Origin of the sequence: Flagellimonas halotolerans, assembly GCF_035818535.1 — a bacterium.
Lineage (GTDB): Bacteria > Bacteroidota > Bacteroidia > Flavobacteriales > Flavobacteriaceae > Flagellimonas > Flagellimonas halotolerans.
Genome location: NZ_JAYKYV010000014.1, coordinates 67888 through 94859, shown reverse-complemented (window position 1 = coordinate 94859; position 26972 = coordinate 67888). Strand labels below are relative to the sequence as shown.

The 26972-nt window shown below is 41.9% G+C and carries 20 protein-coding genes and 1 tRNA gene; 6 read left to right on the top strand and 15 right to left on the bottom strand.

What is annotated here, in order from left to right:
* Window positions 1-184: 184 nt before the first annotated feature.
* A complete protein-coding gene (locus tag VM932_RS14140; protein ID WP_326279472.1) occupies window positions 185-1378 on the bottom strand; it encodes a DegT/DnrJ/EryC1/StrS family aminotransferase in 1194 nt (397 codons plus the stop codon).
* Between the two features lie 14 nt (window positions 1379-1392).
* A complete protein-coding gene (locus VM932_RS14135; protein WP_326279471.1) occupies window positions 1393-2145 on the bottom strand; it encodes a sulfite exporter TauE/SafE family protein in 753 nt (250 codons plus the stop codon).
* Between the two features lie 153 nt (window positions 2146-2298).
* Between VM932_RS14135 and VM932_RS14130 the strand changes: the two genes are divergently transcribed.
* The 4 genes from VM932_RS14130 (at window position 2299) to VM932_RS14115 (ending at window position 4140) form a co-directional block, all read left to right on the top strand.
* Window positions 2299-2383, top strand: a tRNA-Ser gene (locus VM932_RS14130).
* Window positions 2384-2635: 252 nt separating this feature from the next.
* Window positions 2636-3718 carry a site-specific integrase gene (locus tag VM932_RS14125; RefSeq protein WP_326279469.1) on the top strand — a complete coding sequence of 361 codons (1083 nt, stop codon included), beginning with the start codon at window positions 2636-2638 and terminating at the stop codon, window positions 3716-3718.
* On the top strand, window positions 3663-3980 hold the full coding sequence (locus VM932_RS14120) for a tyrosine-type recombinase/integrase (protein WP_326279478.1): 318 nt from the start codon (window positions 3663-3665) through the stop codon (window positions 3978-3980). The genes VM932_RS14125 and VM932_RS14120 overlap by 56 nt, the downstream gene beginning before the upstream one ends.
* Window positions 3877-4140: a hypothetical protein gene (locus VM932_RS14115; RefSeq protein WP_326279467.1), complete on the top strand. Its 264-nt coding sequence runs from the start codon at window positions 3877-3879 to the stop codon at window positions 4138-4140. Before VM932_RS14120 ends, VM932_RS14115 begins: the two co-directional genes overlap by 104 nt.
* A gap of 86 nt (window positions 4141-4226) precedes the next feature.
* On the opposite strand, the gene VM932_RS14110 is transcribed toward VM932_RS14115, so the two are convergent.
* The 7 genes from VM932_RS14110 to VM932_RS14080 all read right to left on the bottom strand — a co-directional run bounded on the left by VM932_RS14110 (window position 4227) and on the right by VM932_RS14080 (window position 10249).
* Window positions 4227-5564 carry a Fic family protein gene (locus VM932_RS14110; RefSeq protein ID WP_326279476.1) on the bottom strand — a complete coding sequence of 446 codons (1338 nt, stop codon included), beginning with the start codon at window positions 5562-5564 and terminating at the stop codon, window positions 4227-4229.
* Between the two features lie 398 nt (window positions 5565-5962).
* The gene (locus tag VM932_RS14105) at window positions 5963-6418 is read right to left on the bottom strand and encodes a DUF6730 family protein (RefSeq protein WP_326279466.1); all 456 of its coding nucleotides are present in this window, start codon (window positions 6416-6418) and stop codon (window positions 5963-5965) included.
* Window positions 6419-6428: 10 nt separating this feature from the next.
* Entirely contained in the window at window positions 6429-7289 is an 861-nt protein-coding gene (locus tag VM932_RS14100; protein WP_326279465.1) for a relaxase/mobilization nuclease domain-containing protein, read from the bottom strand.
* Between the two features lie 5 nt (window positions 7290-7294).
* The gene (gene mbpA / locus VM932_RS14095) at window positions 7295-7591 is read right to left on the bottom strand and encodes a mobilization protein MbpA (protein WP_326279463.1); all 297 of its coding nucleotides are present in this window, start codon (window positions 7589-7591) and stop codon (window positions 7295-7297) included.
* Window positions 7592-7636: 45 nt separating this feature from the next.
* On the bottom strand, window positions 7637-8548 hold the full coding sequence (locus tag VM932_RS14090; RefSeq protein ID WP_326279461.1) for a toprim domain-containing protein: 912 nt from the start codon (window positions 8546-8548) through the stop codon (window positions 7637-7639).
* Window positions 8549-8757: 209 nt separating this feature from the next.
* Window positions 8758-9966, bottom strand: a complete 1209-nt coding sequence (locus VM932_RS14085) for a virulence-associated E family protein (protein WP_326279459.1) — start codon at window positions 9964-9966, stop codon at window positions 8758-8760.
* Window positions 9953-10249, bottom strand: coding sequence for a helix-turn-helix domain-containing protein (locus VM932_RS14080; RefSeq protein ID WP_326279458.1), 297 nt, complete (start codon window positions 10247-10249; stop codon window positions 9953-9955). Before VM932_RS14080 ends, VM932_RS14085 begins: the two co-directional genes overlap by 14 nt.
* Before the next feature lie 736 nt (window positions 10250-10985).
* On the opposite strand from VM932_RS14080, the gene VM932_RS14075 reads away from it, so the two are divergent.
* Both VM932_RS14075 and VM932_RS14070 read left to right on the top strand, forming a co-directional pair.
* Window positions 10986-12713: a sulfatase family protein gene (locus VM932_RS14075; protein WP_326279456.1), complete on the top strand. Its 1728-nt coding sequence runs from the start codon at window positions 10986-10988 to the stop codon at window positions 12711-12713.
* A 72-nt stretch (window positions 12714-12785) separates the two neighbouring features.
* Window positions 12786-16190, top strand: a complete 3405-nt coding sequence (locus VM932_RS14070; protein ID WP_326279455.1) for a DUF7133 domain-containing protein — start codon at window positions 12786-12788, stop codon at window positions 16188-16190.
* A 108-nt stretch (window positions 16191-16298) separates the two neighbouring features.
* On the opposite strand, the gene VM932_RS14065 is transcribed toward VM932_RS14070, so the two are convergent.
* The 6 genes from VM932_RS14065 to VM932_RS14040 form a co-directional block, all read right to left on the bottom strand.
* Window positions 16299-17633: a fibronectin type III domain-containing protein gene (locus tag VM932_RS14065; RefSeq protein WP_326279454.1), complete on the bottom strand. Its 1335-nt coding sequence runs from the start codon at window positions 17631-17633 to the stop codon at window positions 16299-16301.
* 62 nt (window positions 17634-17695) lie between these two features.
* Window positions 17696-19249, bottom strand: coding sequence for an N-acyl-D-amino-acid deacylase family protein (locus tag VM932_RS14060; RefSeq protein WP_326279452.1), 1554 nt, complete (start codon window positions 19247-19249; stop codon window positions 17696-17698).
* 103 nt (window positions 19250-19352) lie between these two features.
* Complete coding sequence (locus tag VM932_RS14055) at window positions 19353-20516, bottom strand: hypothetical protein (RefSeq protein WP_326279450.1); 1164 nt, start codon at window positions 20514-20516, stop codon at window positions 19353-19355.
* 19 nt (window positions 20517-20535) lie between these two features.
* Complete coding sequence (locus tag VM932_RS14050; RefSeq protein ID WP_326279449.1) at window positions 20536-22152, bottom strand: SusD/RagB family nutrient-binding outer membrane lipoprotein; 1617 nt, start codon at window positions 22150-22152, stop codon at window positions 20536-20538.
* A gap of 21 nt (window positions 22153-22173) precedes the next feature.
* On the bottom strand, window positions 22174-25578 hold the full coding sequence (locus VM932_RS14045; protein WP_326279447.1) for a SusC/RagA family TonB-linked outer membrane protein: 3405 nt from the start codon (window positions 25576-25578) through the stop codon (window positions 22174-22176).
* A 156-nt stretch (window positions 25579-25734) separates the two neighbouring features.
* Window positions 25735-26874 carry a FecR family protein gene (locus VM932_RS14040; protein ID WP_326279446.1) on the bottom strand — a complete coding sequence of 380 codons (1140 nt, stop codon included), beginning with the start codon at window positions 26872-26874 and terminating at the stop codon, window positions 25735-25737.
* Window positions 26875-26972 lie beyond the last annotated feature (98 nt).

Here is a 26972-nt window from a genome sequence, read left to right as displayed (position 1 = left end):
TGGATCCAATACAGTCAGTTTTTAAAACAAAGTTCAAACTATAAATTCAATTTACACACAACTTTTGAGATTGACCCAGGATTTCATTATAAAGGGATTCCAACGAAATAAAAACTATTCATTGTTCCTTATCGCCTTATAAAGACGACAACGAATACCAATATCCTAGCAAGTAACCCTATGTTTATATAGAAGATTTTATAGCCGTCACCATTTTTTTGGCACGTTCGGCCACTTCTTTTTCCGACCATCCCAATTTGATCAAGCAGGAGATATTTCTGGACATCCATTTATCGGATTCAGAAAAATCAGCTTTGTCATAATCGGGTAATGACTCAATGACATCCTTTGGTAGTTTGCCCAAGGATTTCAATTGGGTCAAATGTTCCCATTTTTTGTAGTAGTGCCAGTTATTGTCGTACCAATAAAAACATCCATCTACTCCAGCTTCAATGAGTTCCTGATGAGCAGTTTGTGCCAATTCCTCCGTGGGCATAAAGAAGTTCAGAAACGAAAAGTTCTCTTCCCCCCCATCTGGGACAGTCCTAAAAACAACTTCCGATATGTTTGACAATGCTTCTCGCAAAATCGTGTAATTTCTTTTTTGAATGGCTATAAACTCATCCAAACGGGCAAGCTGAGCTACTCCTACGGCAGCATTCATCTCGGAGATTCGAAAATTATATCCTAAAAACGGATGATCTTCTGCTCCCCTATTGTTTCCGATATGATCGTGACCGTGATCGGAATATTTGTGGGCATTTTCATAATAATCCTTATTATTGGTGATAACGGCACCACCTTCTCCACAAGTGATGGTTTTTACATAATCAAAGGAAAAACATCCTAAATCCCCGATACTGCCCAAAGGTTTTCCGTTATAGGTTGCGCCAATGGCTTGGCAGGCATCTTCGAGCAATAATAATCCGTGTTTGTCGCAAATAGCTTTTAAGGCATCTAAATTGGCCATGGAACCACACATGTGCACGGGCATTACCACTTTTGTTTTTGAAGTGATGGCCTTTTCCACCGCTTCGGGCTTTAAGGTCAGGGTATCATCAATATCAACTAAAACGGGGACGGCACCCACAGCCAGAATGGATTCGAAACTGGCCACAAAAGTAAAAGTGGGCATAATAACCTCATCTCCCGCTCCAACACCTGCACTGGCCAAAGCAACTGTTAGTGCAGCAGTACCGCTACTTACGGCATGTGCATGTTTGGACTGCATTCTTTCTGCCAAACCGGCTTCTAACTCCTTTGTTTTCCAATGTCCGTTTCGCATGGCATCGAATCCGTAGCGCATTAGCACTCCGGAGTCCATAACGTCCTGTACTTCTTTTCTTTCCTTGTCTCCAAAAAGTTCAAATCCTGGCATACTTGTATTTTATTTTAAAAAAACCATAGTTTGATGGCCATCAAAACTACGGCTATCACTAAAAATGTTTTAATAAATCCGTCCCCCTTTTTTACGGAGAACCTACTGGCAAACCATGCCCCTGAACCATTTCCTATGGCCAGCACAAATCCCAGTTTCCAATCTACTTTATCGTTAAACGCAAAAACAGCCAAGGCTGCGAGCATATAAATAAACACCACGGCTACCTTTGTGGCGTTGGACCTTACAAGATTCATCTGATTAAAATAATGTAAAAATAGCAGCATTAAAAAACCAAGTCCGGCATTGATAAAACCACCGTAGATCCCAAAAAAGAAAAATACGATCATACTCACCCATAAATATTTACCTGTGAGACGTTCCTGCATTTCTCCTATTCTCATCTTTGGCTTAAAAATGATAATGAGCACCACGGCCAACATTACAATGGCCAAAATCCTATTAAAGGTTTCCCCATCTATGTCCACAGCAATATAGGCACCTATAATGGAGCCTAAAAAAGCAGAGATTCCAAGATAAATATTAAAGGGAAAGGTGATAACGCCCTTGCTTCTAAAGCCGGCCGTTCCCAGTGCGGTCTGTACCACTATGGCCACTCTGTTGGTTCCATTGGCAACAGCTGGTGGCAATCCCAAAAAAATGAGAGTCGGCAAAGAAAGTAACGAGCCACCTCCTGCCACGGTATTTATAAATCCTACTGCAAAACCTACAGCCACCAAGAGCAAATAGTGGTACCATTCTAGCATAATACAAAGGTATAACCATTGTTTTGAACGGCATACTGATTTTGACAAACTTTAAATGGGGGATGTACAAAATGTTTTATCCCTCCGATTTAAACAATAATGCAAAAAGGTCTTTTGGGATAACAAAAAGCTTTATATATTTGCACCCGCTTAGGAGGAATGGCAGAGTGGTCGAATGCGGCAGTCTTGAAAACTGTTGAGGGTCACACCTCCGGGGGTTCGAATCCCTCTTCCTCCGCTGAGAGACATCATCTCTAAACAAAAAACCCTGTAAATCAATAATTTACAGGGTTTTTATTTTTTTTTGATATCAAATGATATCATTTAATATCATCCTAATAGGTGCCCAATTCGGTGTCACCTGAAATCTCACCAAAAAGGGACACCTAACATCAATTAAAATATTGTTAATCAATGTATTACAGGGATTATTTTTTAATATTTTTTTGCTAATTTCAAGGCAAATAATGTTAAAATAGGTGTCCCTTTTATGTTATCTCTCTTATTCTACATCAAAAAACACAAAACCGACAAAGTAGGTCGGGCAATGATCTATATCAGAATCACAGTAAATGGAAAGCGTTCGGAATTCAGCACAGGTCGCAAAATTTATCCCAACACTTGGGATGCTACCAATGGAAAGGTGTTGGGGTTCTCGCAAGAAGTTCGCCAACTGAATTCGCAATTAATGAAAATACGTACCGACCTATTTCGGCATGCGGATAAATTGAAAGACAAGGGCCGACCATTGACCGCTGTTTCAATTAAAAATTCTTACCTAGGTGTGGATAAGCCCTCAAAAATGTTATTGGAAATCTTTCAAGAGCACAATGACAGGGTTGAAAAATTAGTTGGAAAAGATTTTGCTCCTGGTACAGCAGAACGTTACAAAACCGCAAAAAGCCATTTGGCCGAATACTTACAGAACGAGCTTCGAAAGAAAGATATTCCTGTAGTAGATGTGGATCATTCCTTTATTTCCGGTTTCGAATATTATCTAAAGACAAAAAGAAAGTGCAGCCATAACACTGCAATCAAGTATGTGGTGAACTTTAAAAAGATAATACGGATCGCTTATGCGAATGGTTGGATCAAAACAGACCCCTTTGCCAATTGGAAAGCCCGATTAAAAACTGTAGAACGAGAATTCCTGACTGATGAAGAGCTTCAACGACTAATGGATCATCCTTTTACAAATGAACGGTTGGAGCATGTAAGGGATTGTTTTGTTTTCTGTTGCTTTACCGGATTGGCCTATGCGGATGTAAAAAAACTGACCCATGATGATTTTGTGATAGGAATTGACGGAGATCTTTGGATAAATACCAAACGTACCAAGACAAAAACCAAAAGTAACATTCCCGTTCTTCCAACAGCATTGATGATTCTTGAAAAATACGAGCATAGCCCCTTACTTGTAGATAAAAAGGTGCTACCCGTATTGACCAATCAAAAAATGAATGCCTATTTAAAGGAAATAGCTGACCTCAGTGGTATTAAAAAACATTTGACCACCCATTGCCAGACATACTTTTGCGACCACCGTTACACTTTCCAATGGCGTCTCCATTGAGTCTGTAAGCAAGATGCTGGGGCACAAATCACTCCGAACCACGCAACATTATGCAAAAATATTGAACCGAAAGGTCAGTGAAGATATGCAATTGTTAAAAAAAGAAATTGAGCTTTCAAGAAAGGATCAAGTCAAAAAACTCTTAAACCTTTTGCCCCTTGATATTGGCCCTTGTAGAAACATATCAGGAAGAAGAGAATCCAGAAATTTCGTTAGAGCACCGAAAATTGCTCGATCAGCGTTTGGCCGACCACATAGCTGATCCAGGAGCCGGAAAAGATAGGAAAATCCTAAAATCTGGGCTACACAAGAAATATGGCCTTAACAAAGGGGTTTCCGGAAAACCCCTGATGCATTATGTAAATTTCCTTATTTCACAGGGGTTAACAAGGTATGAAGTACAAATGGGAAACAAAAATTAGTGCGGTTTTTTAAGCCGGTAATATCTTGTTCATTTTTTGACTGATAGGTCATATTCAAATAGAAATTAATAAAATCACCATTAAAGTCACTTAATCTGTTTTCCCTTTTCCGTTAACCTATATCGTTGCTTACTGCTTTTCGGTTTGTCCGGGATTGTCATTTCAATCAATTTTGCATCAAGTGCCGGCTGTAAATAATTATATAAAAATGTTGGACGATGCCTCATGTCTAACTTTGTCATTAATTCTGCCGTTGTAGTTTCATCCCTACCCATTACAGAAAGTAATTTTGAAACTTGTTCGGTAACTTGTTCGGTAACTTGTTCGGTAACTTGTTCGGTAACTTGTTCGGTGATTTTTTCAGAAGAAGGAAAAGTCATTCTGGTAAAGTTATCCATAAACCGGAAACATTCCTTTCCGTAACTCTTTAAAATCCGTGGAACGCCAGAGCCCAGTTGCTCTACCAAATCCAAATCCCTGTATATACGCATTAGCTCCTTATTCCTCGGCATAGAAACGCCTTCAAAAAAATCTTCTTTGCTAAGTCCGTCCGGTAAGGAACCGGCAGATGTTATTTCAATCCTGTCGTCAAATATTTCAAACTTAGGTGGTACTTCTCGGGTGTAGTCGTTATGTACTATGGCATTATATATGGCTTCACGCAAGGCTACAGGATTCCATAACTTTCTCTCAATACGTTCTTTTGATGTAATGGTCGCAAAAGTTGTATTTTCTACTGCAATTTTATCCAGTACACTTTTTGTGGCCTTAATGAGCGAGCAATATCCATATTCATTATTTTCAAGAAGGTCTACCCGATCTAGGCCTTTATATTTAGCAACTTTAATAGATACATTGTTCACATCTGCTAAAAGGTAGGCTGCATAGTTAAGGAAACCGTCTTCGGTAAGTAGTTCTAGATTCTTTTTAAACTGTTTGTTAAGCTCCTGATAATAGATATGTAGCTGCTCAAAACTTAAATCCTGACGATGCGATTTTATTTTCCCTATTGAATTACGGGTACGGCTGGCGAAAAGTTTATCAATCATAGCTTGCGGCATGGGTTCGGCCGCTGTGCCTACACGAATAAAACAGCCTTTTTCGGTCATGCCGTATTTCTTTTTGAAATAGGGCTTTTCACTTCCACCGGCAACAATAATCTTGATAATGTCTTTACCGTCACGTTCTTCAGCCACTACATCAAATAAACCCATGGCCGAAGGAGCAATATTGTTTTTGATACGGTCTTTGATTTTAAGCATATCACTGTCAATATCATCTACACCAAGTACTTTCCCTTGCTTATCAATGCCTAAGTAAATTAACCCACCTTCCAAATAATTGAGGAAAGCAATCACTTCCTTTTCCAAATCCAGGTCTCTGGTTAATTTTTCTTTGTATTCTATTCTGTTTGTTTCAGATATTATCAGTGATTTGATGTAAAAATAATCTTTTATATACACCTACTAGGGTATATGTTTTAATCAATAGAATTCCCCAAGGCTCTGCCCCGGGTGTAGTAAAGGAAATGTTTGAAAAACGGATGGTTTTTTAAAAAATGATAACATATTGTTCCGTTGAATACCTCGTGGGCTTGCTCCGAGGATTATTTATTACCAAACAACAGACATCCCCCTGAGGTATTCACAAAATTGGATTTCAATTCTAAGTCTGATTATAGTAGTTATTATGGGGGGCTAAGGTTTATGGCGAGACCACTTGTCCCCAAATCCCTTACCCCAACTTCAGCGCTCGGATCCTGGCCTATTTTTGCAGCGTTTGGGAAGATAAGCGTATAGCAAAAATAGAATAGGGCGCTGTCCTACTTTTTGCCTTTTCCCTCCAGCCATTTTTGGTAGAGTTCCTTTGCCTCTGGGCTATCTTCAAAGAATGTCCCGTAGTGTTCAATGGCATCATCCTGACCTTTTATATATGCAGCCTCTTCTTTCTTGGATATCCTTGACACCTGATGAATTGAAAATCCAAGGACCAACAGGACCGTGACCAACAATCCCCAGAACAGTTTTATGGCCCAACTGGGCAATAGAATGGACCGCTCCACCTTGTAAAGGATTTTCCGCATCAATCTTTGCTGTTCCTCAATGTTGGTTTTTTGGTTGTTGCCGTACTCCTTTAGAAGAGCATTTAATTCGCTGGTATCTGGCCGTAATGGAAGATTTTGCAAATCTTCATGTACTTTTTCCAATCGGCCAATGCTCTTCTCAAATCCGTTGATCTCCTCGGTCAACAGTTCCGCTATTTCATCCAGTTTTGCCATGTTGTTCTATTTAGATTCCTATTCCCGTGTCCCTGACCACCTTGATGGCCAGTTTAATGGTTTTCTTGATAATGGTCTTGGTCAGACTTGTCGGGACATTCACTGTCTTGCCCAAAAGTTGCATGCTCTTGTCCTTGGCTATCCGTTGTGCCATGTTCCTTTCAAAGTTCATTTGCCTGGCGATCCTGCCCATGGACATGGAACGGTGCACCTCGCTTCCCTTTAGGTTGGTTCCCTTGTACTCAAAACGGAAGCCCTGCAGTTGGTTCTGCCTGTTGATGCTGGGGATGACCTTCACATTGTTCTGTTCCATGGATTTGATGTACTGGTCAAAATCCCTTGGCCGTTCCCTGGCCATGACCTTTTCATGGATTTTTTGTATTTCAGAGCGGACATGTTGCATCCGGTACAGCTTTTCCTGCTGTACCTCCCTTACCGTGGTCAGGTCCATCTGTTTGGCCACCAGTTCCGCCACTTGCTGGCTCCGCTTTCCGATGAAACTGTCATTATAGGCATTGCCCTGAAAGTTTATCCGGTTGGCATACAGATGGACGTGCACATGTTCCTTGTCCCTATGGACAAAGGCAACGGCCTGATGCTGCTTGAGGTTCATTTCCTTAAGGAACCGCTCGGTCATTTCCTTGAGCTGTTCCCTTTCGAGTTTCCTGCCGTCCTCGATGGTGGGACTGAGCACAAAGCTGAGCGTGTTCTTCCGGCACATTTCGTTCTGTTCTTGGATGACCTTGAACTCCTCGGTGATCTCCCGTGGGGTCTCCCCGGCCAGATATTGGCTGTGGACGATCTCCGATCCTTTCTCCTGGTTCATCCCGTAGCTCATGGAAGCTGCTGTGTGCGATATGGACTTTCCCATGCCTATCATTTCCTGAAGTTTAAAAGGTGTTGTCGTATCTCTTTGGCCAGTTGTGCCGTTTCTTCTGCCAACTTTGGGTTCCGCTTTCGGAACATGTTGGTGATCAGTTTAAAGTTGCGTTGGTATTTGACCAATAGCTTATAGGCCTCTATCTGTTCGTCCGTCATCCGCTCAACGATTCGGTCCTCGAAGGCCGCTCTTCGGCAGTACTCACTAATGGAAAGACCACTCTTTCGGGCCTTGACCCTCAGCAGTTTCTTCTCGTAGACCGAGCACCGGAACTGGACGAACTCTTTCTTCATTTTCACATCATCTTTTGCGACCTACGGGAGCAAAAGCAAGATTTGTCATGACAATGACACATCTTCAATTCGTTGCCAAACTTCATCCTTCGCGCTTTTTACCAACCAATCGTTCATATCCTTGAAATCCACATAGAGAGAGGACATATCCCTGCTGTTCGGGCACTTTTCCAATAGAAGTTCTGTCATCCCAAGTCCCGTTTTGTCCCTATCAAGAAACAGCTCAACATTTTCATATTCCCCTATTTCTTTTATCATCCGTTTTACGAAGGCCGTGGTGTTCAATACCAAAAGGTCATGGCTGTTTACGATATACGGCATCAGCTCCATTAGGGTAAGCATATCGAACATGCCTTCGGTAATGGTCAAGTTTTTGGAATCGTTCTTGATCAATGAAACATCCTTTGGCGATGTGGACCCTTTCCAATATCTGTTCCGCAGTTCCCAGCCCCCCGACCTGTTTCGGAGCCCGATGGCAAAATATTTCCGCCCTCCTATCTTATAGTGGACCTCCTTGCAAAGTTTTCTTGCTGTGTTGGTCGAGATCTTTCTGGAGCTCAGATAGGTTCGAAGGGCCCGGTGTTCGATTTCCCTATCCTCGATGATTTCAATCGGATTGGCCCTATGTTCCTTCTTGGTTGGATTCGGCTGCCGGCGAAAAGAAAAAAATTCTGTAGGACCCGACAATCGTTCCAATGCCTCCTTTACCGAACAGTTCTCCATTTTCATGACCAGGTCTATGGTGCTGCCCCCCTCAAAGGTTCCGAAGTCTATCCAATAGTTCTCTTTCAACGATACCTTGAAAGAGGCTTGGGTCTCGGTACGGAACGGGCTGAGGAACCAAGCTTCTTTTTCCGTTTTCCGGACTGGAAAGTGCCCCAACTTGGCCAGCGTGGAAACGATGTCAATGTTGCGGGCTTTTTCGCAGTCCATGGTATTTCTATTTTTTTCTCTCATTGTCTCAAGTTTTGTTATTTCTCCTACCTTCTTACCTAACCCAATGATGACAGGGGTTTTCAAGCTAGGTCAGATGTTTTTTCAACTTACCTATCTTACCCTTTAAGGTAGGTTAGGTAACCTTTAGGTAAGATGGAAGTTATATATCCTACCTAAAGTTTTGCCCCATGACCATTGGCTTTATCCTGCTTTAGGTAACTAGGTAGGTATTATTCTTCTTTCTTTGCAAATTCCATTTCCCATGGGCTTCCCCCAAAGAGTGGTCGGGACAAATAGCCGTACACCTGTCGTTTGGGATGCTTAACCTTTTGAAAACCAAACCCGGCCAGTGCCCGACCGATATTGATGTGGTTCAACCTTAGGTTGAGACATGCAATCTCTACCATGATATCCGATGCCGTCCTAAAGTCTTTCATATCATTGGACTTTTCATAGTACTTGGCAACCACTTCCTGTTCCGAGGTCAATTTCGTATACTTCCTGTTCCTTTCCTCGTTCTCCTGTATGTCCTCAATGGAAAGTTCGGAGTCAAAGCTGGGGTCCGAGTAGGCCAAATGATACGCTTGTGACCAGACCTTGTTGACATCGACCTCTTTTGAATACAAAAAATCTATTTTCCCCTTGAGCTCAAAACAGAGCCAACGGACCGATCCTGTCTCATCGTTCAAAAAGGATGACATATTGGTGGATCCCACAAAGGAACATATCCGTGACAGGGTGGTGTTTTTTCTATCATACGGTAGGCGTTCATTTATAAAGGTCTTGGAAAAAAATGACTTTAGCGCATTCACATCCTTTTTGGACAGCACGGCCAGTTCGTCCAGATTGTATAAAAAATTCCGGCACAACTGAATCCTTGCATCCTTGTCATTGCTGATATCCTCGGCCATGTATTCACTGAGCTCGGGTGGGCATAGAAATCGGCACCATGTGGACTTGCCCGAGTTTTGTCCCTGATGGGAAAGCACGAAAGCCTGCTTGTTGAAATAATTGGGTTCCAGGGCACATCTAATGGCACGGACCAGCCATTTTTTGAAATGATAGTTGAAGGACTTTTTCTCATAAGTAGGCACATAGGATGCCAGCTTTAGGATATGGTCCTCTCCATCCCATATCGGGAGATTGTTGAAATACTCCTTGATGGGATTGTATTTGGGAATCCACTCCGATCGTATCAGTATCTCCAGTTTTCCGGTCGGGATATCCACACCAGCTTTAGCAAGCTCTATAATAAGGGAGTTAAGGTTCAGATATTGCCACTCCCTGGAGCCTTTAAGGGCTATCTGGAAATCATGGGAAATCTCATTGTACATGATATCATACTTGGTTCCCAAATATTCCATGGTGTAATCATATACCGTTTTCTTCTTTGAATCCTTGACAAAGTACAAGTTATTATCATCCTTAGCCGAAACCATTACCTTCGATTTTAGAATGAGGGCCGTTATGCTTCTCATTGATTTCATCTTGGGACACCCGACTATTTTGAAGAAGCCAATCATTGAGCTTCTTCCTTTCAAAGAATATCATTTTTCCATTAGGCTTGGAATGCGGAATATTTCCCCTAGCGGTCAGCTTGTACAAATAACTTCTGGAAATCCCGGTATAGTCACAGGTCTCCTCAAAGGTTAGCACTTCTTTGTTGGCTATCATGAGCCGTTCCAAACGATCTAATCGTTCTAGTATCAATAAATTGTTCATTTGCTTCTTTTTAAGATTAAAAAATGAACAAAAGCACTTTTGTTTTCTATTGCAGAATTCTTGGAATAAAAGTAGAAACAAAAGGGAGAAGGTATTAACCAATACTAGAATTAGTTATTCACATAAATTTGACAAACAGATAGTTAATTAATTTTATTCAAATACTGTCAAATTTAATTTGACAAATTTTATATGTTTTCAAATGGCTCCATTTGAGGTTAATGGATTTTTTGGGAATATTGTAAGGATTCGAGTTATTAACAATCAAAAATTAGTTGCAGCAAAATTAAGAATCAGGATTTAGTCTAATTTTGGTTTCTGTACATACTGTAGAAGGATTTTAATATCGTAGTTAAATAGATGGTCTATTTAAAATTTTGATTGAGTTACCTGGCATTGCTCAATTTGAAATTTTGTCCTTTTGAAGCTCATTAATTTATTTTAACTCTTATTGTACCCATTTGGTATCTTAAAAGTGCATAATCGTTAAATTATTGTTAAAAAGGTGTCCCTTTCGGTGTCAGTACAAATTCCCCACCCTTTACAACCCCTGAAAACAGTGGTTTTTTCAAATTAAAGAAGACCCTCTTCACCCCCAAAAGAAAAGATTGTCGGGTTATTGTCTCAACCCCCCATTCCCTAAACCCACCTCTCCAATTTTAAAACATCAACAACAAAAATCCGCGGAATTGACTATCTTTTGTCCCAAATAAATGATTTGCTTAAACAAACTAATATGGCATTCAAAATAAACCAACCAAAAACCTTAACAAAGAGTATCTTAACACTCACAAATCTTGTTTTTTGCCTAACCTTACTCATCGGGTGCAAATCCGAGGTCAAAGACGAAAAACCCAAAAAACCCAACATAGTATTCATTATGTCGGATGACCATGCGTATCAGGCCATTTCTGCGTATGACAACAGTTTGATAGAAACTCCCAATATTGATAGAATTGCCGAAATGGGCATGTTGTTCACCAATGCCGGTGTTACCAACTCTATTTGTGCCCCATCCAGAGCAACAATTCTAACGGGAAAACACTCTCATGTGAACGGCAAAGTGGATAATGTTTCTCCTTTCGACACCACCAACGTTACCTTTCCACAACTGTTACAGAAAGCAGGGTATCAAACGGCCATGTTCGGAAAGTTACACTTTGGCAACAACCCCAAAGGGTTTGACCAGTTTAAAATATTACCAGGACAAGGTGCTTACTACAACCCTGATTTTATTACCAAAAATGAAGGGGAAATAAATGTTAAAGGTTATGTAACCGACATAGTTACGGACATGACCCTCGATTGGCTGGACAACGAACGCCAAGCCGATAAACCCTTTATGCTGATGTACCTCCATAAAGCCCCGCACCGCTCTTGGTTTATGGCGGAAAGACACATGCAAGAGTACACTCAAAAAACCTTTAAAGAACCCGCAACCTTGTTTGATGACCATGAAGAGATGCCAGCCGCCAAGGTAGCCCAAATGAAAATTGATGGCAATATGGGCTGGGCCAACGATAGCAAACTATACCCCGAAGTTATGGATCAATTAGGTTTGGAAGAAGTAATTGGTTTTGACAAACTCAGGTTCGAAAATGCTTTAGGAAGAATGGATTCCTCCCAAAGAGCCAATTTTGATGCAGCCTACGAAAAAGTAGCCAAAGAATTTGTAGAAGAATACCCTAGCATGTCGGATGAAGACCTTGCCAAATGGCGTTACCAACGCTATATGCAAGATTACCTTGGCACCATAAAATCAGTTGATGAGAATGTTGGCCGTGTTTTGGATTATCTAGAAGCCAATGATATGATGGAAAATACCATTATTGTGTACACCTCGGACCAAGGATTTTATTTAGGGGAGCATGGTTGGTTCGATAAAAGATTTGTTTACGACGAAAGTTTAAAAACACCCCTATTGGTCTCATGGCCAGATAGGATTAAACCAGGGAGTGTATCTGATGAACTTGTTCAAAACTTGGATTTTGCACAAACATTTCTCGATGTAGCAGGAGCCCCTCAGCCCAGCGATATGCAGGGGAAAAGTTTAGTTCCCGTACTAACCGGCGATTTGGACAATTGGGAAAGAGACGCTGTATATTATCATTATTACGAGCATCCTTCGGAACATAATGTAAACAGACATTATGCAGTCATTACAAAAGATTACAAATTGATACACTACTATTTTGACCTTGATTATTGGGAGTTGATCGACAGAAAAAAAGACCCTCTGGAACAACATAATTATTACGGTGACCCAGCCTATGCCGAAATTCAAAAGGACTTGCACCAAAAGCTTGATGACTTGCGAGAACAATACGGTGATTCCACAGCATTGAGCCAACAATACATCGATAAATTTATGCCGCTTGCAAAAGAAGGCAAAGTATATGGGGTTGAAGATGATATTTTGGAACCCATTATTGAGAAATGGGAAAGTTCAAAGGAGAAAAACTAATGCCAATACAAAGCGTTGGAGAATTTATTTTCATACCTTTTCAACCTTAACTGAATCAAACCTTAAAAAATCATGCACATAAAACCGTTAGGAACAATCTTCCTTCTTGGATTGCTCTTTGTCGTTTCCTGTCAAAAAAAATCATCAAAACCAACCGAAACCCCTATTACCATTGAGTTGGATTCATCTTACCTAAATCAAAAAGTTGCCGAATCCAAAAATATGGGGTCTGTACAATTGGCCGAAGGCCTTCAACTTAACCTATGGGCTCCCGATACCCTTGCCCCCGACCCTATCGCTATGGATATCGATGCTCAAGGTCGTATCTTTTTTACCCGTACCAACCGTCAAAAAAACTCAGAATTTGATATTCGTGGTTATAGGCACTGGATGACCGCTTCCAACAGTTTTGAAACCGTAACCGACCGAAAGGCATTTTTGCACGAAACCTTTGCTCCCGAAAAAAGTGAAGAAAATTCATGGCTGGCCGACCTCAACAACGATGGCAGTCACGATTGGAGGGACTTAGCTATAGAAGAGGAAGAAGTATGGCGCTTGGAAGATACCAACAACGATGGGCTTGCCGAGAAAGCAACCCGGGTAGTACACGATTTCCACACCGAAGTAACCGATGTAGCCAACGCTTTGGCCGTAGATGGTGAAAACTTGTTCGTAGGGGTCGCCCCAGATATGTGGCGTATGGAAGATACCAACGGCGACGAAGTATTTGACACCAAAACCTCCCTAGCTACTGGGTTTGGCGTTCATATTGGATTTGGAGGGCACGGAATGTCAGGTGCCGTTATGGGACCCGATGGCAAACTCTATTGGGGCATCGGTGACATTGGAGCCAACATTACCGACAAAGAGGGGAATCGGTATCCCTATTCCAATCAAGGCGTTATTGTACGCAGCAATCCCGATGGATCGGATTTTGAGGTTTTTGCCCATGGTCTTCGTAACACCCATGAGTTTGTTTTTGACAAGTATGGCAATATTATTTCTTCTGATAATGATGGAGATCACCAAGGTGAAAGTGAGCGTTTGGTTCATATTGTTGAAGGTTCCGATGCGGGATGGCGTTCCAACTGGCAATATGGAAAATATACCGACCCAAAAAACAACGACTATAAGGTTTGGATGGACGAAAAATTATACCTCCCCAGATGGGATGGGCAAGCTGCCCATATCATCCCTCCTATCATGAATTACCACAACGGCCCTACGGGAATGTTATTTAACCCTGGGACTGCTTTGGGTTCGGACTGGGTGGATAAATTCTTTTTGGTCGAATTTGTGGGCGACCCATCGCTATCGCATATTTGGTCTTTTGACCTTAAACCAAAAGGAGCCTCCTTCGAGCTCGATTCCGAAGTGGACATGTTGAGCGGCATTTTGCCTACCGCCATAAAATTCGGTCCCGATGGAGCCCTTTACCTTGCCGATTGGATCAACGGTTGGAACACTAAAAATTCAGGTCGGGTTTGGAAACTGGACGTAACCGATTCAGAAAACGATTTGGCCGATGAACGTGCCGAAACCCAAAAATGGATGACCACGGACTTTGAAGGTTTGGATAATGATGAACTGGTTGAATTATTGCGCTATCCTGATATGCGTATTCGTCAAAAAGCACAATTTGAATTGGCCAAAAGCACTTTTTGGGGCCATCGTAAATTAAAACAGGTAGTGCAAGAAGACGATAATCAATTAGCCAGAATCCATGCAATCTGGGGAATAGGTCAACAAGCTGGAAAAGATACCGATAAAGCTGACCTTTTAGTGGAACTTTTAAATGATGAAGATCCAGAAATCGTAGCACAAAGTTTAAAGGTTTTAGGAGATGTTCGTCATTCCGAAGGAAGCGATAAAATGATAGCGCTACTCGATTCAGAAAACCCTCGGGTACAATTTTTTGCCGCCCAGGCATTGGGGCGAATCAAAACTGAAAATGCCGTGCAACCCCTATTGGACATGTTGGCAGAAAATGCCGATGAAGATGTCTATCTGCGTCATGCTGGTGTTTTGGCTCTATCCAGAATCGGAAAATACCAACCTTTGGTCGAGATGGCCAATAGCAATAACCGTTCCTTGAAAATCGCTTCGGTTTTGGCTCTTCGCCAAATGAAACGCCCAGAAGTAGCTATATTCCTGAAGGATAGTGATGAATTTATTGTTACCGAAGCAGCTCGTGCCATCAATGATGACAAGGGTATTGAAAAAGCGCTTGCAGATTTGGCCGCACTGTTGGAAAATCCAAAATACAGTTCCGAACCGCTTATGCGCCGTGTCATCAACGCCGCGCTTCGAGTGGGTGGCGAAAAGCAACTGGATAATTTGATCGATTATGCCAAAAACGAAAATGCCCCTTCGGAATTACGCGGTGAGGCCTTGGCCGCACTGAGCACATGGTCTTCTCCATCGGTAATGGACCGTGTGGACGGGTATCATTTGGGAGCAAAAGAAAGACCTTTGGAGCCCATTCAAAATAAAGTAACGGGAAGTATGTCAGATTTTTTGTCTGATGAAAGCCCAGAGGTATTGGTAGGGGCACTAAAACTATTGTCCGCCTTGCATTTAAAAGGGCATGAAGACCGGTTGGTTCAGCTCCTACGCACCCATGCTTCGCCTGAAGCTAGGGCTGAAGCGTTAACCGCATTGGGCAATACAGCTTATGAACAGTTGGCACGAGCAATGCGCATGGGCATGAGTGATGAAAACGCACAAGTAAGACGAACCGCCGTGACTTTGATAGGTGAACTTTCGTTGACAAAAGAAGAATTACCAAGCATTGTAAACCCCATATTCAGCAAAGGTGGTGTTGGTGAGCAACAAGCACTTTTGGAAGTCTTGGCAGAGATGCCCGTGGAAAAAAGCGAAGTAGTGCTTTCCGACTTGTTGAATCAGGCTGCTCGTGGTGGTATTGATGAAGCCGTTATGCTCGATTTGATAGAAGCTGCCTCCGACAACAACTCCGAGATGCTTAAAAACGAACTTGCCTCATTAAAAAGTCAAGGCTATGGTACCGATGCCTACGTAGAAACCTTATATGGTGGCAATTGGTGGGCCGGTCGAAATGTTTTTATAAGTAACCCAACGGCCCAATGTGTTCGCTGTCATGCAGTGAAAGGCTCAGGCGGCCAAGTAGGCCCTCCCATGGACGATATTGGCAACAGATTGACCCGTGAGCAAATCCTGGAATCTTTGATCGAGCCTTCCAAGCGAATTGCTCCAGGTTACGGAAGCGTAGTATTGGCCTTGACCAACGGACAAGAGGTTACAGGACTATTGGTAGAAGAGAACGAGGAGGGATTGATTCTCCGCACTTCTGATGCCGAACCTTTAGAAGTGGCCCACTCTCGAATTCAAAAGAGAAGAAATTTGCCGTCGGGCATGCCTGCCATGGGCAAGATGATCAGCAAACGTGAACTACGCGATTTAATAGAATATTTAAGCAATTTGAAAGCAGAGGAATAGTATATACCGGAAAAATAATGAAGAGGTCTATTATGTCGATTTTCGTCATAATAGACCTCTTTTGTTTAGGTCAGTAAAATCCACAAAAATTTATTGCTTTTCATTTTTTTAAAAAACATTGCTCAAGGCATTGCTCATTTTTGCCCAGCCAGAAGCATTTTTGCGCAGTTTTGGTTTAGCTTGTTCAATATGGATAAATCTTCCTGTTGTACTGCTAGCTGAAGTGCTACATGGGTCAGGGGAGCTATTGATAAACCTTCCTTGCGTATTGGTAAAGCCCCTTAATCGAGTCCAATCCGTATCAATATGGGCAATTTTAAAAGTCAATGTATTATCCTCATCCAAAAGAGCATCCTTGATCAAGGAGGCATAATCTGTATCTGGGGTTTCCGTGGTTCCATTGCTCATTATAACATCGGGGTCTCCATAATCCTTGCCAAAACCATGTAATTGTACAAATACCGTATTCGGTAAAGTTGTAGCTATAACCTCTGTCGTTTCTTGAAAAGCGGAATTGGTATTATGTGCCATGTCAGAAATACGGTAGGCCCCATTTGACCCACAAGCGGAAGTTGTTCCGGAACATTCCGATCTATCGGTGCTATTGCACCTGTGCGTACCACTTAAAAGAAGTGCTTTGGCCACATTGTTCCTAAAGGAATATACGGCCTCAAAACCCGTATTGGTATCGTACTTAATGTGGGGAGCCATCAATACCAAATCTTCCTTGTTAGGTGTTTTGCTGAAAACATAGATGCCCCAATGATTGGATTGCGAACTGTGTTCGGCCAATACATAGAACACTTGGTTTGGTGATAAAGTGGTATCTGTAAATTCCGTAATCTGATAATTGAAATCAACAGCTTTGGAAACAGCATCTGAAATATTGTCGCTCAACAGATCGTCAATGACCTGATTCCATTTTTCCAAATCATTTTGGGTGGGTACCCTATAAGTGTTTTCGCCGCTGCCCGGTACATTATTTATCAAATTTTGCAGGTACGTATCAATATTTCCCGATGCATATTGTAGTTCGGCCTCAATTGCACTGACCGTAGTTACTTTTAAAACTTCACTTAGCGTAGATTCGTTACCAGCGGCATCGGTTGCCAATACCTGATACTCGTACATCTTACCAGGCTCTAAATTGTTCAACACGTAAGATGTTTGACCGGAACTTGCCAAATAACTACCATTTTGGTAAAGGGAATAATTTTTAACCCCTACATTATCGGAAGCAGCACCCCAGTTCAATTCCACCGAGGTCTGTGTTATATTATCGGCCGTTAAGCCTGTAGGGGGCGATGGAGCTTGTACATCCGTTTCTGCTGAGGTATCGTCGTTGTTGCCCTCACTTGAAGAGCAAGCTACAAATAACATCAAAACCATGATGATGATTTCCTTTCCGAAGGAAAGACCTGTTATAAAATTTATAGTTTTCATTTTTGTTTTTTTTTTGGAAGTAACCATTGATTTTTCACCAATGAATTTTTTGATTTCCTCGGCTACTTTTTCAACATTCTTCCGTTTAGTTTTTCTGTGAATTCACCTTCCTCTATGGACAGTTTTCCATTTATGATGCTATAGATCAATCCTTCCGCGAATTGAAAGGCATCCAAATAGTTTGCCCTATCAGTAAAAGTATTTGGGTCAAATATTATGATATCGGCATAATGGCCTTCTTTGAGAACTCCTCGTTTTGAAAGTTTTAGGATCTTGGCTGTTTTTGAACTGCTCTGGTTAATAAAAGAGGCAAAATCCAGGACATTCCTTTCTTTAACAAACTCGCGATATTTATAAGGAAAGGTGCCATACTTTCTGGGATGTCCCGATCCACCGTCCGAACCTGTTACCACCCATGGCCGGACCATAAAGTTTTCAATATCGTACGGGTTCATGTTGAACGAGGCTATTTTAATGTAACCCTGTTTTAAAATATCAAAAACAGCTTCTTCGGGCTTTTTTTCCAAATCTTGGGCTATTTCTAACAGATTTTTCCCCTGAAGCAAAGTGTCCGGTGCTTGTATAACCAGTAATTTCTCCGGTCCTCCCCTTCTTGCAATATTGGTCTGGGTCTGTTTCAGAATCTGTTTTCTCAGCTCAGCATCTTGAAAACGTATGAACAAGGAGTCTGTTCCCCCACTTTCTGCCCATCTTGGAACTACCGCTGCTTTTAAACTGGTTGCAGAAGCATCATAAGGGTATTGATTGGCTGTAACATGAATTCCTTTGTCCTGTGCTTCTTCAACAATTTTGATGATGGAATCGCTTTGTTTCCAAACATCTACCCCCAAACATTTGATATGGGAAATGTGTACGGGAATATTTGCCCTTTCCCCTATTTCGATGGTTTCCTGCACTGCTGGTATCAATCCAATGGAATAGGTGCTTTCATCTCTCATGTGGGTGTCATAGATGCCATTGTTCTTGGCCACGACCCCTGCCAATGCCACAACTTCGTTGGTTGTTGCATAGCTTCCCGGTGCATAGAACAGTCCGGTGGACATGCCAAATGCTCCCGCATCCAGTTCTTGCTGCATGAGTTGCTGCATTTGGGCAAGTTCTTCTTTAGAAGCTTTGCGATCACTTTCCCCCATTACTTGTTTTCTAATGGTTCCATGGCCCACCAAGGCGACTACATTGGTGCCCACACCTAGTTCTTGGCACTTGTCCCGGTATTCTGCCAAAGGATAGGGGCTGCTTCCGTCGTTGCCCACGGTTACCGTGGTTACTCCTTGAAAAAGAAAGGGTTTGTTATGCGAGTGTTTGGAATTGTCCAAATCGTTAGTGGCATGTGTATGCGGATCAATAAAACCGGGGGACACAATAAGTCCTTTCGCATCTATTGTTTTGGTGGCGACCACCTCTTTATCATTTTGATCACCTACCCAAACAATTGTATCGCCTTTTATGGCTATGGAAAGTGATTGGGGCATTGTTTCTACCCCGTCGTAGACTTCGCCGTTTACAATCAAAATATCCGCTTCTATTTTGCTTTTGCCGTTACATGCCGCCAAAAGGGCAACAAGTACAAATAGTCCTATAATCTTTCTTTCCATAATGATATTTTTCTTTATTGAATGTCAACCCCAAAAAATGGGGTTGACATTTTTAATGCACATGAGAACAAAGTTATTCCCAAAGATCAATCAAAAAATGGCATTAATCTTCAGATTCGTATATAATCACATTGTCAATATCAAAAGACTCCGGGGTTGCCCCAGATTGTATTTGAATCACCAACTGATAGGAACGGACTCCTTTTAGATAACCACTATTGATTTCATACCACTGACCAGCTACAGCTTCAACATCATCACTAAAGATGCTAGCCAATTCAAGAACTTCTGCACCCGAATCTGTGACAATATTGGCATAGGCATGTAAGCCGTCCAATTCTTCCCAGCTGGAATCCCCAAAAAACACTTGGAAAGAAACCCCTGAGTTCTCTTGCCCTTCTGGAACCTCAACGGTATCAAAAGTGATACGGATGGCCCCATCCGCATCTTCTGAGTGGAATCCTTGGGTTCCATCTGGGTATGCTTCGTAGTCTTCCAACAGCGAGAAAACCCCAATACGCTCTGCCGAAAAGCCCAAACTGCTGCTACTTATATCGGTAATGGCTAGGTATTCCGAATCAAAACCAAGTTCATTGTCCACGCCGTTGCCCGCCGCAATAAAATCTACATAAGGAGGTGCTTCTCCATTGATCAGATCCAAGGTTTCATCGTTACTGCCATTTCTATTGTAAGGAGCGTCTTCTGCTCCAATGGGAACTTCTTCAAAAGAGGTACCTCTAATTTTTTTTCCGGCTGGCTGAAAAAAGGATATGGAAAATTCCATTGCCTGGTTCGGAAAATATAGCTTGGACCTATCCGTGGTGTCGCCCCCTTCGTTCTCATTGTTATCATTTAAGTCTGGAGAGGCACCACTATATGTCCCGTTGGGGCTTGTAACGGTTCCAACAAAAGACATTGTTGACCCCAACGCTATATCTTCCTCGGTAAGCCCCAAAGCTTCAATAACTTGGCTAATGGGCAGTTCCAAATTATAAGGAAATTGCGTAACGGTTACAATATCCTCTGCTGTAACATCTCCATAGGTAACCGAGAGGGAATAACTTATTGCATTCCCATTGGAGTCTACTAGTTGGGCGGATATTACATCGGAATCCAAGCTCAACACACTATAGCTGAGTTCCGGAGTTTCGTCGAACGATACAAACCCTCCTCTATCGGTAATATCTTCGAGCGTATTGTTCTCTTTGGAGCAACCTATCATCAATAACAGCCCCAATAAAAATGTTATGCTTTTACTTCTTTTCATAATAGAAATCTTTTGCTAATTATTTAATGAAACCATCAGGATTGGTATCCCAGAATACTTTATCGTAATTGTTCTTCTGCGTAAGGGACAAGTTCCTTTCTACCTCTAATCTTGAATACGGGAAGCTTCGAGGAAATACAGGGTCATCATCATCTATGGGTACTTGAATATTTGATGGATATCCGGTTCGCCTGTAAAAATTATAGGATTCCACAGAGTTTCCAAAAGCTGCCAAATAATACTCGGTCATAATAATGTCCAACCTTTCTTCGTCTGTGGCTGCATTGGAGTAGTTAAGCAACACCTCATCTACATAAGCATCCACATCTGCACTTGTGGCAGCATAACCGGAACTTACGCCACCAAAGGCCAATACTTTGTCCATAGAGGCCCTGATTCCTGTTTCCAACAGTTCCGCCGGATTTCCATCTGTACCCAGCGTAATGGCTGCTTCGGCCCTCAAGAAACTAACGTAAGATGAGGTAAGCAAAGGCAAAATACCTGCTCCTCCCAAATTATTGGTTGTGCTGGGAGCATCTACAAATTGATCTTCATCAAAAGTTCCACCTCCTGGATAAATACCATATACGGTTCTTAGAAGATTATCTCCTCTGCCTACGCGGCTTTCCCCGTGGTCGTACCCCCAATATTGGTCACCTACGTAACAATAATCTACATCTGGATCACCTTGACAGGGCAAGTAAGGGGGGCCACTAAAAGGGTCTTCGTTGGATTGCCTGTATAGATAATAACGTATGCGGGGATCAGGATTACTCTTAGATTCCTTGAGCATATTCATAAAGTAGTTACCTATGTACTGGTCAACCCCACTTACATAGGCTCTTTGAAAATATAAGTGTCTACTTTCGGGCTCTTGTACTGTACTGTAGGTATATTGAAAGTCCTCGTCTTGGGTATCGATTAGGTTTTGGGACAACAGCGCATTGATCTCGCCCTGAATATCCGATACTCCTATATCTGCACTTGCCAATCTTGCCTGTACGAGGATTCTCAATTTAAAGGAATTTGCAAAGGCAATCCATTTGTCCTTATCGCTGCCATAAAACAGGTCTGTGGAAAAATCGAAATTGGCTTCGTTGATTTCGGCAATGGCCTCATCAATATCGCTCAACACCATTTGATATAGTGCTGCACCTCCATCCAGCTCGGGATTGGGGTACTCTGCATTGTTCACGGCCTGGGAATAGGGAATAGCCCCTAGATAGTCGACCATGGTAACGGTTAGGTATCCCATTAAAAGTTTGGCAATACCACTATGGAAGAGCAAGGTTTCATCCTCTTCTGCCAGTGTTACAATGGTTCTTACGTTGTTCAATGCTTCGTAGTAGGTATCCCATTCTTTACTTGTACCCCCATCCATTACACTTGTAGGGACAACATCCCCATACGTATCCGTCATGGCTTCGTAACGCATAATATCGTCTGTGTTGATGATCATCCAAGTCATATAGTGTTGAAAAAGGTATTGTACCTCGTTGAGCATATATTCAGGATCTGCACTATCGGGTGTTAGATAGTTGGGGTTTTCCTGTAGGTCAAAATCTGAGACTTCACAACCCAAAAAGAGTAGTAAAGCCAGCGTGCTTATACTAAAGTATTTTACTATTTTTTGCATTTTGTTTCTTTTTAGGTAGGATTAAAATGTTGCCGATATTCCTAAAGCGATCCTTCTTGTTGAGGGAACTGTACTATCCCCTTCGAGACCATCACTTTCGGGGTCGTAATTGGTATACTTGGGAAAATTTGGTGCTTTGTACCATAGGTTTCTTCCCGAAAGGGTAAAATCAATTCTTTGAAATGGTAGGGCCTGCCCTTTTTTCTTTGTTAAGGTATATCCCAAGGAAACCTCCCTTATACGAAAAATAGAAGTATCCCACATGGCCAGATCGTTGGCATTGTAGTAATTGGAGTAAGAGATTCTACCCGGGTTCATTTGAAATGTATTGGGTATTTGGTCTCCGTTGGAATCCAATAGCGGCTCTCCCGTAGCATCATCTGCCAAATATCCGGGTATTACAAAAGCACCATCCCTATCCTCGGTATCTTTTGTTACCCCACGCTGTAACATATTGCTTACGGCTGTTGAATATATTTCGCCTCCATGTCTGTACTCAATTTGGGCGGACAGCCTAAAGCCTTTGTAGCTAAAGGAATTTATATTGGTGAGTCGCCAATCGGCATTGGGATCCCCAATAACCTTATTGTCCAAACCAACATCGGTACTGGTGATCACCTCGCCCACCCTGGTACTGGAGCCATTTCCGCTGATCAAAAGGTTTCCATTATCATCGCGAAGGGCATAATCTCCCATAATAACTCCAAAGGGCTGACCCTCTACAGCATATCTGTCTTCTATAAGGTTGATATTTGCTCCCGTATCTGTTGTTTTAACTACCAATGACTCATCTGCCGTGAATATGTTTCGGAAGTTCCATTGGAAGTTTTCGTTCTTTATCAGGTCAATCCCCAAGTCCACTTCAATTCCTTTGTTATCAACCCTACCCAGGTTAATGAACTGTGTATCAAACCCTGACGAGCCAGCTAAAGGAGAGGCTACAATCTGGTCTTCGGAGATTCTCTTATAAATAGAGGTCTCCAATGTTAATCTATTGTTGAACATATTGGTTTCCAGGCCTATCTCAAATTCCTTATGAAGCTCCGGGGCCAAATCTGGGTTGGCATATCTGGTACTATACCTGTTGGTTACAGGATATGAACCATCTGCCGCCGCAAACCTGAGGTTATCAATAATTAATGTGCTTCTGGTCCTATATGGGTTGGGATAACCGGAAGATGTTGCGTAGGCTCCTCTAATTTTAAGATAGTTGACTACATTTCCTCCAAAATCAAAAGCAGAAGTAGGAACAAAGGATACCGAAGCACCTGGATAAAACAAAGATTGATTATCCCTTTCTACGGTACTTCCCCAATCGTTTCTTCCAGAAAGTGTTGCATACAGATAGCGTTTGTACGCAAACTGAAACTGTCCGAACACACCGGCTATGTTTTCATCTTCACTAGTATAATCCGACTCGGTAATCGTATAGTTACTGGGCCTTAAAAAACCATAAACAACCTGTCCATCAGAATCAGATGATCTACTTTGGTATCGGGTAATTCTGGAGTTTGCCCCAATCTGAGCCTCCAAATTCAGGTCTTCGGTAATGTTTTTGTTGAAACCAAGAATCATGGTCTGGTTAACGTCCACGTCCCTGTTGCTATCCAAACGCAAGTATCCAATTTTAAAGGTATTGTCATCATACCCTCCCTTATTGGAATATTCAAAACCACTGAAATGCCTACTATCATAACCGGCCCTATAGATCAGGTTAAAATCATCGTTCAATTTATAATTGGCATTGACCGTACCGTAGACGTGTTCGACAATATCATTGATTCCGGTATTGTGCAACATCCATAGCGGATTGGTATCATTTCTGTAGTAAACAGACTCCCCTGTCAATGGGTTTTGATAGGGAAGTTCGGTCAAATCAATCCATCTAGGTTGATAATAAACAACGTTGAAGATACTTTCCCCATAGACTGTGTTTACTTTTCGTGAAGAATAGTTGAGCGTGGCGGACAGATCTAACCTATCGGAAACCTGTGCCCGGCCTCCAACGCTTATATTGAATCTTTTTAGGTCGTTGTGCTCAATAATACCTTTTTCATCCGTATACCCTGCCGAGATGTTAAATCCAACCTTTTCTTGTGAAGTGGCAACTGTTAGCGAGTGGGTTGTACCCACACCTGTTCTGAATATGTTCCTAACATTATTCGGTTTTGCGGCTATGTTCAGCGTTGCACCTTCATATTTCGGGAAAATATCGCTCAATGGGGCATATGGGTGGGCCACTTCGCCTATATCCGAAAAGGCCGGTCCCCAATTGGATAAGAAGGTTGGCTGAAATTCCCCTTCCCCACCATTGGAGTAAGTGTTTTGAAATTTGGGCAACTGGGATACGGTATTGGTATACACCGTGGTCGAATATGTGGCCGTGGTTTCGGCTTCTCCCACTTTGGCCGAGCCACTTTTGGTCTGGATCAAGATAACCCCGTTCCTACCCTCACTACCATAAAGTACCGATGCATTAAATCCTTTTAAGATGCTCATACTCTCAATATCATTTGGGTTGATGTCCCGTAGCAATCCATTGAAAGGAACATCGTTTACCACTATCAAGGGATTATTGGAACCGGTAATCGATACATTCCCGCGTATTCTGATCGGTGAGTCCGAACCGGTCTGCCCATCGGCGGGAGTTATTACAACACCGGCAATTTTTCCCTGTAAGGTTCGTGCCAAATCCGCCTCTGGACGTTGCTCTACCTCTTCGGACTTTATCTGGGAAATTGCGTACCCCAAGGCTTTTTTGGATTTTTTTATGCCCTGAGCGGTAATCACAACCTCTTGCAGTGCCTGTGCCGTTTCTTTCAGCACAACATTTATGGTTGTTTGATCGCCTACCTTAACATCCTTGGATTCAAAACCCATGTGGGTAAATTGAAGTACATTTTCCGGATAAGGTACAGTTATGCTGTACTTACCGTCAAAATCGGTCGTGGTCCCTTTATTGGTGCCCTTTATTAATATTACCGCGTTCACCAATGGAAAACCCGACTCATCGCTCACCGTACCCGAAACCTCAATCTGGGTTTGGCGGTTTCTGGGAGAATTTTTTTTGACCATTATGGTATTGTCCGTGGTCAGAACAACATTCAAGTTCCCGGGCTCCAAACTTTTTTTGAGCAGTCTGTTGGTACTAATCCTTCCCTTTTTTACAGGAATGGTCGGGTAATCATCGAACATGCCCACCTCGTAAATAAAGCTGTAATCGGTCTGACTCATTATTAAGTCAAAAACCTCATCCACCGTCATGGCCTTATCGAACTCTATTTTAATACTGGAATTCTGTGAAACGAGGTCGTTCGGGGTGAAGCTAAATACAGTTAGACAACATAAAAAAATAAATGTTCTCATAAGTAGTAGAAGAAGCTGGTTCCTGATCAGAAATCCAACTTTCGTTAGTTTAGTTTTCATAAATTTGATTGTTATTAGTTAGTTTCTAAACAATTAATTAATAATGGTACAAAGGGGATGGTGTCATTTAACTTTGGCGAGTATGGCCCATCCCCGTTTTTTTTAGTTTTGTCTCTTCATTGGCAAACTTTGTTTTTTTGAGTTATTGCTGGCATTTTATTTTAGTATGACGGTTTTGTTCTTTATTTCATAGCTATCCAAAGAGCTGGACATGATTACTGACAACACATCTTCAATACTTTGATTTTTTCTCAACACCCCTTTGAACTTTTTGTTTTCCAAGGATTTTTTTTCAAAAACCACTTCCATGTCATACCACCTGGAAAGTGTTTTCATAATATCCTTCAATGGTTTTTTCTTGAAGCTAAAAACACCTCTTTTCCATGATGTCTCGGAAAAAACATCTACTTCCGATACGGCGATGGCTCCAGTTTTTGTGTTGAGCCTTGATTGCTCTCCGGGCACAATTCCCAAGGTTTGCTCTTCATGTTTTACCGCTACTTTCCCTTCCACCAAGGTGGTAAGCACGTCCGGCTCGTCCTTATAAGCCTTTATATTGAATTGTGTCCCCAAAACTTGTATTTCCTGTTTCTCATAGTACACTTTAAAGTCCGCTCCTTGGTGCTCGGTACTCGATGAAACATCAAAATAGGCCTCTCCATAAACCAAATGAACCGCCCGGCTCTCTCCTTCCACGAAATTGACCGGGTACTTTAATTTGGACTCGGAGTTTAACCAAACAACGGTTCCGTCCGAAAGGGTAAGCGAAAATTGCCCTCCTCTTGGGACAGTTAGATAATTGTATTGAACTGCTTTTGTGCTGTTTTCTTTGGGGGAGTAGACTATTTGGTCTTCTTTCGCGCTTAAATTCTGTGTTTTGTAGTTGGCGTCCTTGCCAAGGGTTACATTCTCTCCATCCTCTAGAGTTAGAACTGCTGTGTTTTGCCCAGGTTCTATTTCATTGTTTACAATTATAGGCGTGGTCGGCCCTTCTGGGATAAACACTTTATCCTTGAAAATATATGCTGCCACTATCAAACCAGCAATCACAGCAGCATATTTTAAAATTGTCCGATACTTGTGCCTATTTCCTGTTTTTTTGATTTGATCAAACAATTCATCATTATGCGCAAAGGTCTTTTTAGCATTTACATAATGGTTGATCTCAACAAAATCATTGAAATATTTGAGGTTTTCCTCAGATTTTAGCCAATCCAACAATTCTTCGGACTCTTCCTCCGAAATTCTATTTTCAATTAATTTTAGAAGTAATTTATCAACCTTAGTTTGATTCATATTTAATAATTATTTAATCTTATGACGCGGGAAGCTTTTGATACCCCCCTTCAAAAATCAAAAAGTTTTATTTTTTTATCACTTTTTTAAAAAACACC

What these genes read in the sequence shown, in the direction of transcription:
- VM932_RS14055 (WP_326279450.1), bottom strand. Translation starts at nt 20,516, where the DNA reads ATGAAAAGAAGTAAAAGCATAACATTTTTATTGGGGCTGTTATTGATG.
- VM932_RS14060 (WP_326279452.1), bottom strand. Translation starts at nt 19,249, where the DNA reads ATGGAAAGAAAGATTATAGGACTATTTGTACTTGTTGCCCTTTTGGCG.
- VM932_RS14090 (WP_326279461.1), bottom strand. Translation starts at nt 8,548, where the DNA reads ATGAGAGAAAAAAATAGAAATACCATGGACTGCGAAAAAGCCCGCAAC.
- VM932_RS14080 (WP_326279458.1), bottom strand. Translation starts at nt 10,249, where the DNA reads ATGAACAATTTATTGATACTAGAACGATTAGATCGTTTGGAACGGCTC.
- VM932_RS14045 (WP_326279447.1), bottom strand. Translation starts at nt 25,578, where the DNA reads ATGAAAACTAAACTAACGAAAGTTGGATTTCTGATCAGGAACCAGCTT.
- VM932_RS14100 (WP_326279465.1), bottom strand. Translation starts at nt 7,289, where the DNA reads ATGGGAAAGTCCATATCGCACACAGCAGCTTCCATGAGCTACGGGATG.
- VM932_RS14070 (WP_326279455.1), top strand. Translation starts at nt 12,786, where the DNA reads ATGCACATAAAACCGTTAGGAACAATCTTCCTTCTTGGATTGCTCTTT.
- VM932_RS14105 (WP_326279466.1), bottom strand. Translation starts at nt 6,418, where the DNA reads ATGGCAAAACTGGATGAAATAGCGGAACTGTTGACCGAGGAGATCAAC.
- VM932_RS14140 (WP_326279472.1), bottom strand. Translation starts at nt 1,378, where the DNA reads ATGCCAGGATTTGAACTTTTTGGAGACAAGGAAAGAAAAGAAGTACAG.
- mbpA (WP_326279463.1), bottom strand. Translation starts at nt 7,591, where the DNA reads ATGAAGAAAGAGTTCGTCCAGTTCCGGTGCTCGGTCTACGAGAAGAAA.
- VM932_RS14125 (WP_326279469.1), top strand. Translation starts at nt 2,636, where the DNA reads ATGTTATCTCTCTTATTCTACATCAAAAAACACAAAACCGACAAAGTA.
- VM932_RS14040 (WP_326279446.1), bottom strand. Translation starts at nt 26,874, where the DNA reads ATGAATCAAACTAAGGTTGATAAATTACTTCTAAAATTAATTGAAAAT.
- VM932_RS14085 (WP_326279459.1), bottom strand. Translation starts at nt 9,966, where the DNA reads ATGGTTTCGGCTAAGGATGATAATAACTTGTACTTTGTCAAGGATTCA.
- VM932_RS14075 (WP_326279456.1), top strand. Translation starts at nt 10,986, where the DNA reads ATGGCATTCAAAATAAACCAACCAAAAACCTTAACAAAGAGTATCTTA.
- VM932_RS14065 (WP_326279454.1), bottom strand. Translation starts at nt 17,633, where the DNA reads ATGAAAACTATAAATTTTATAACAGGTCTTTCCTTCGGAAAGGAAATC.
- VM932_RS14135 (WP_326279471.1), bottom strand. Translation starts at nt 2,145, where the DNA reads ATGCTAGAATGGTACCACTATTTGCTCTTGGTGGCTGTAGGTTTTGCA.
- VM932_RS14050 (WP_326279449.1), bottom strand. Translation starts at nt 22,152, where the DNA reads ATGCAAAAAATAGTAAAATACTTTAGTATAAGCACGCTGGCTTTACTA.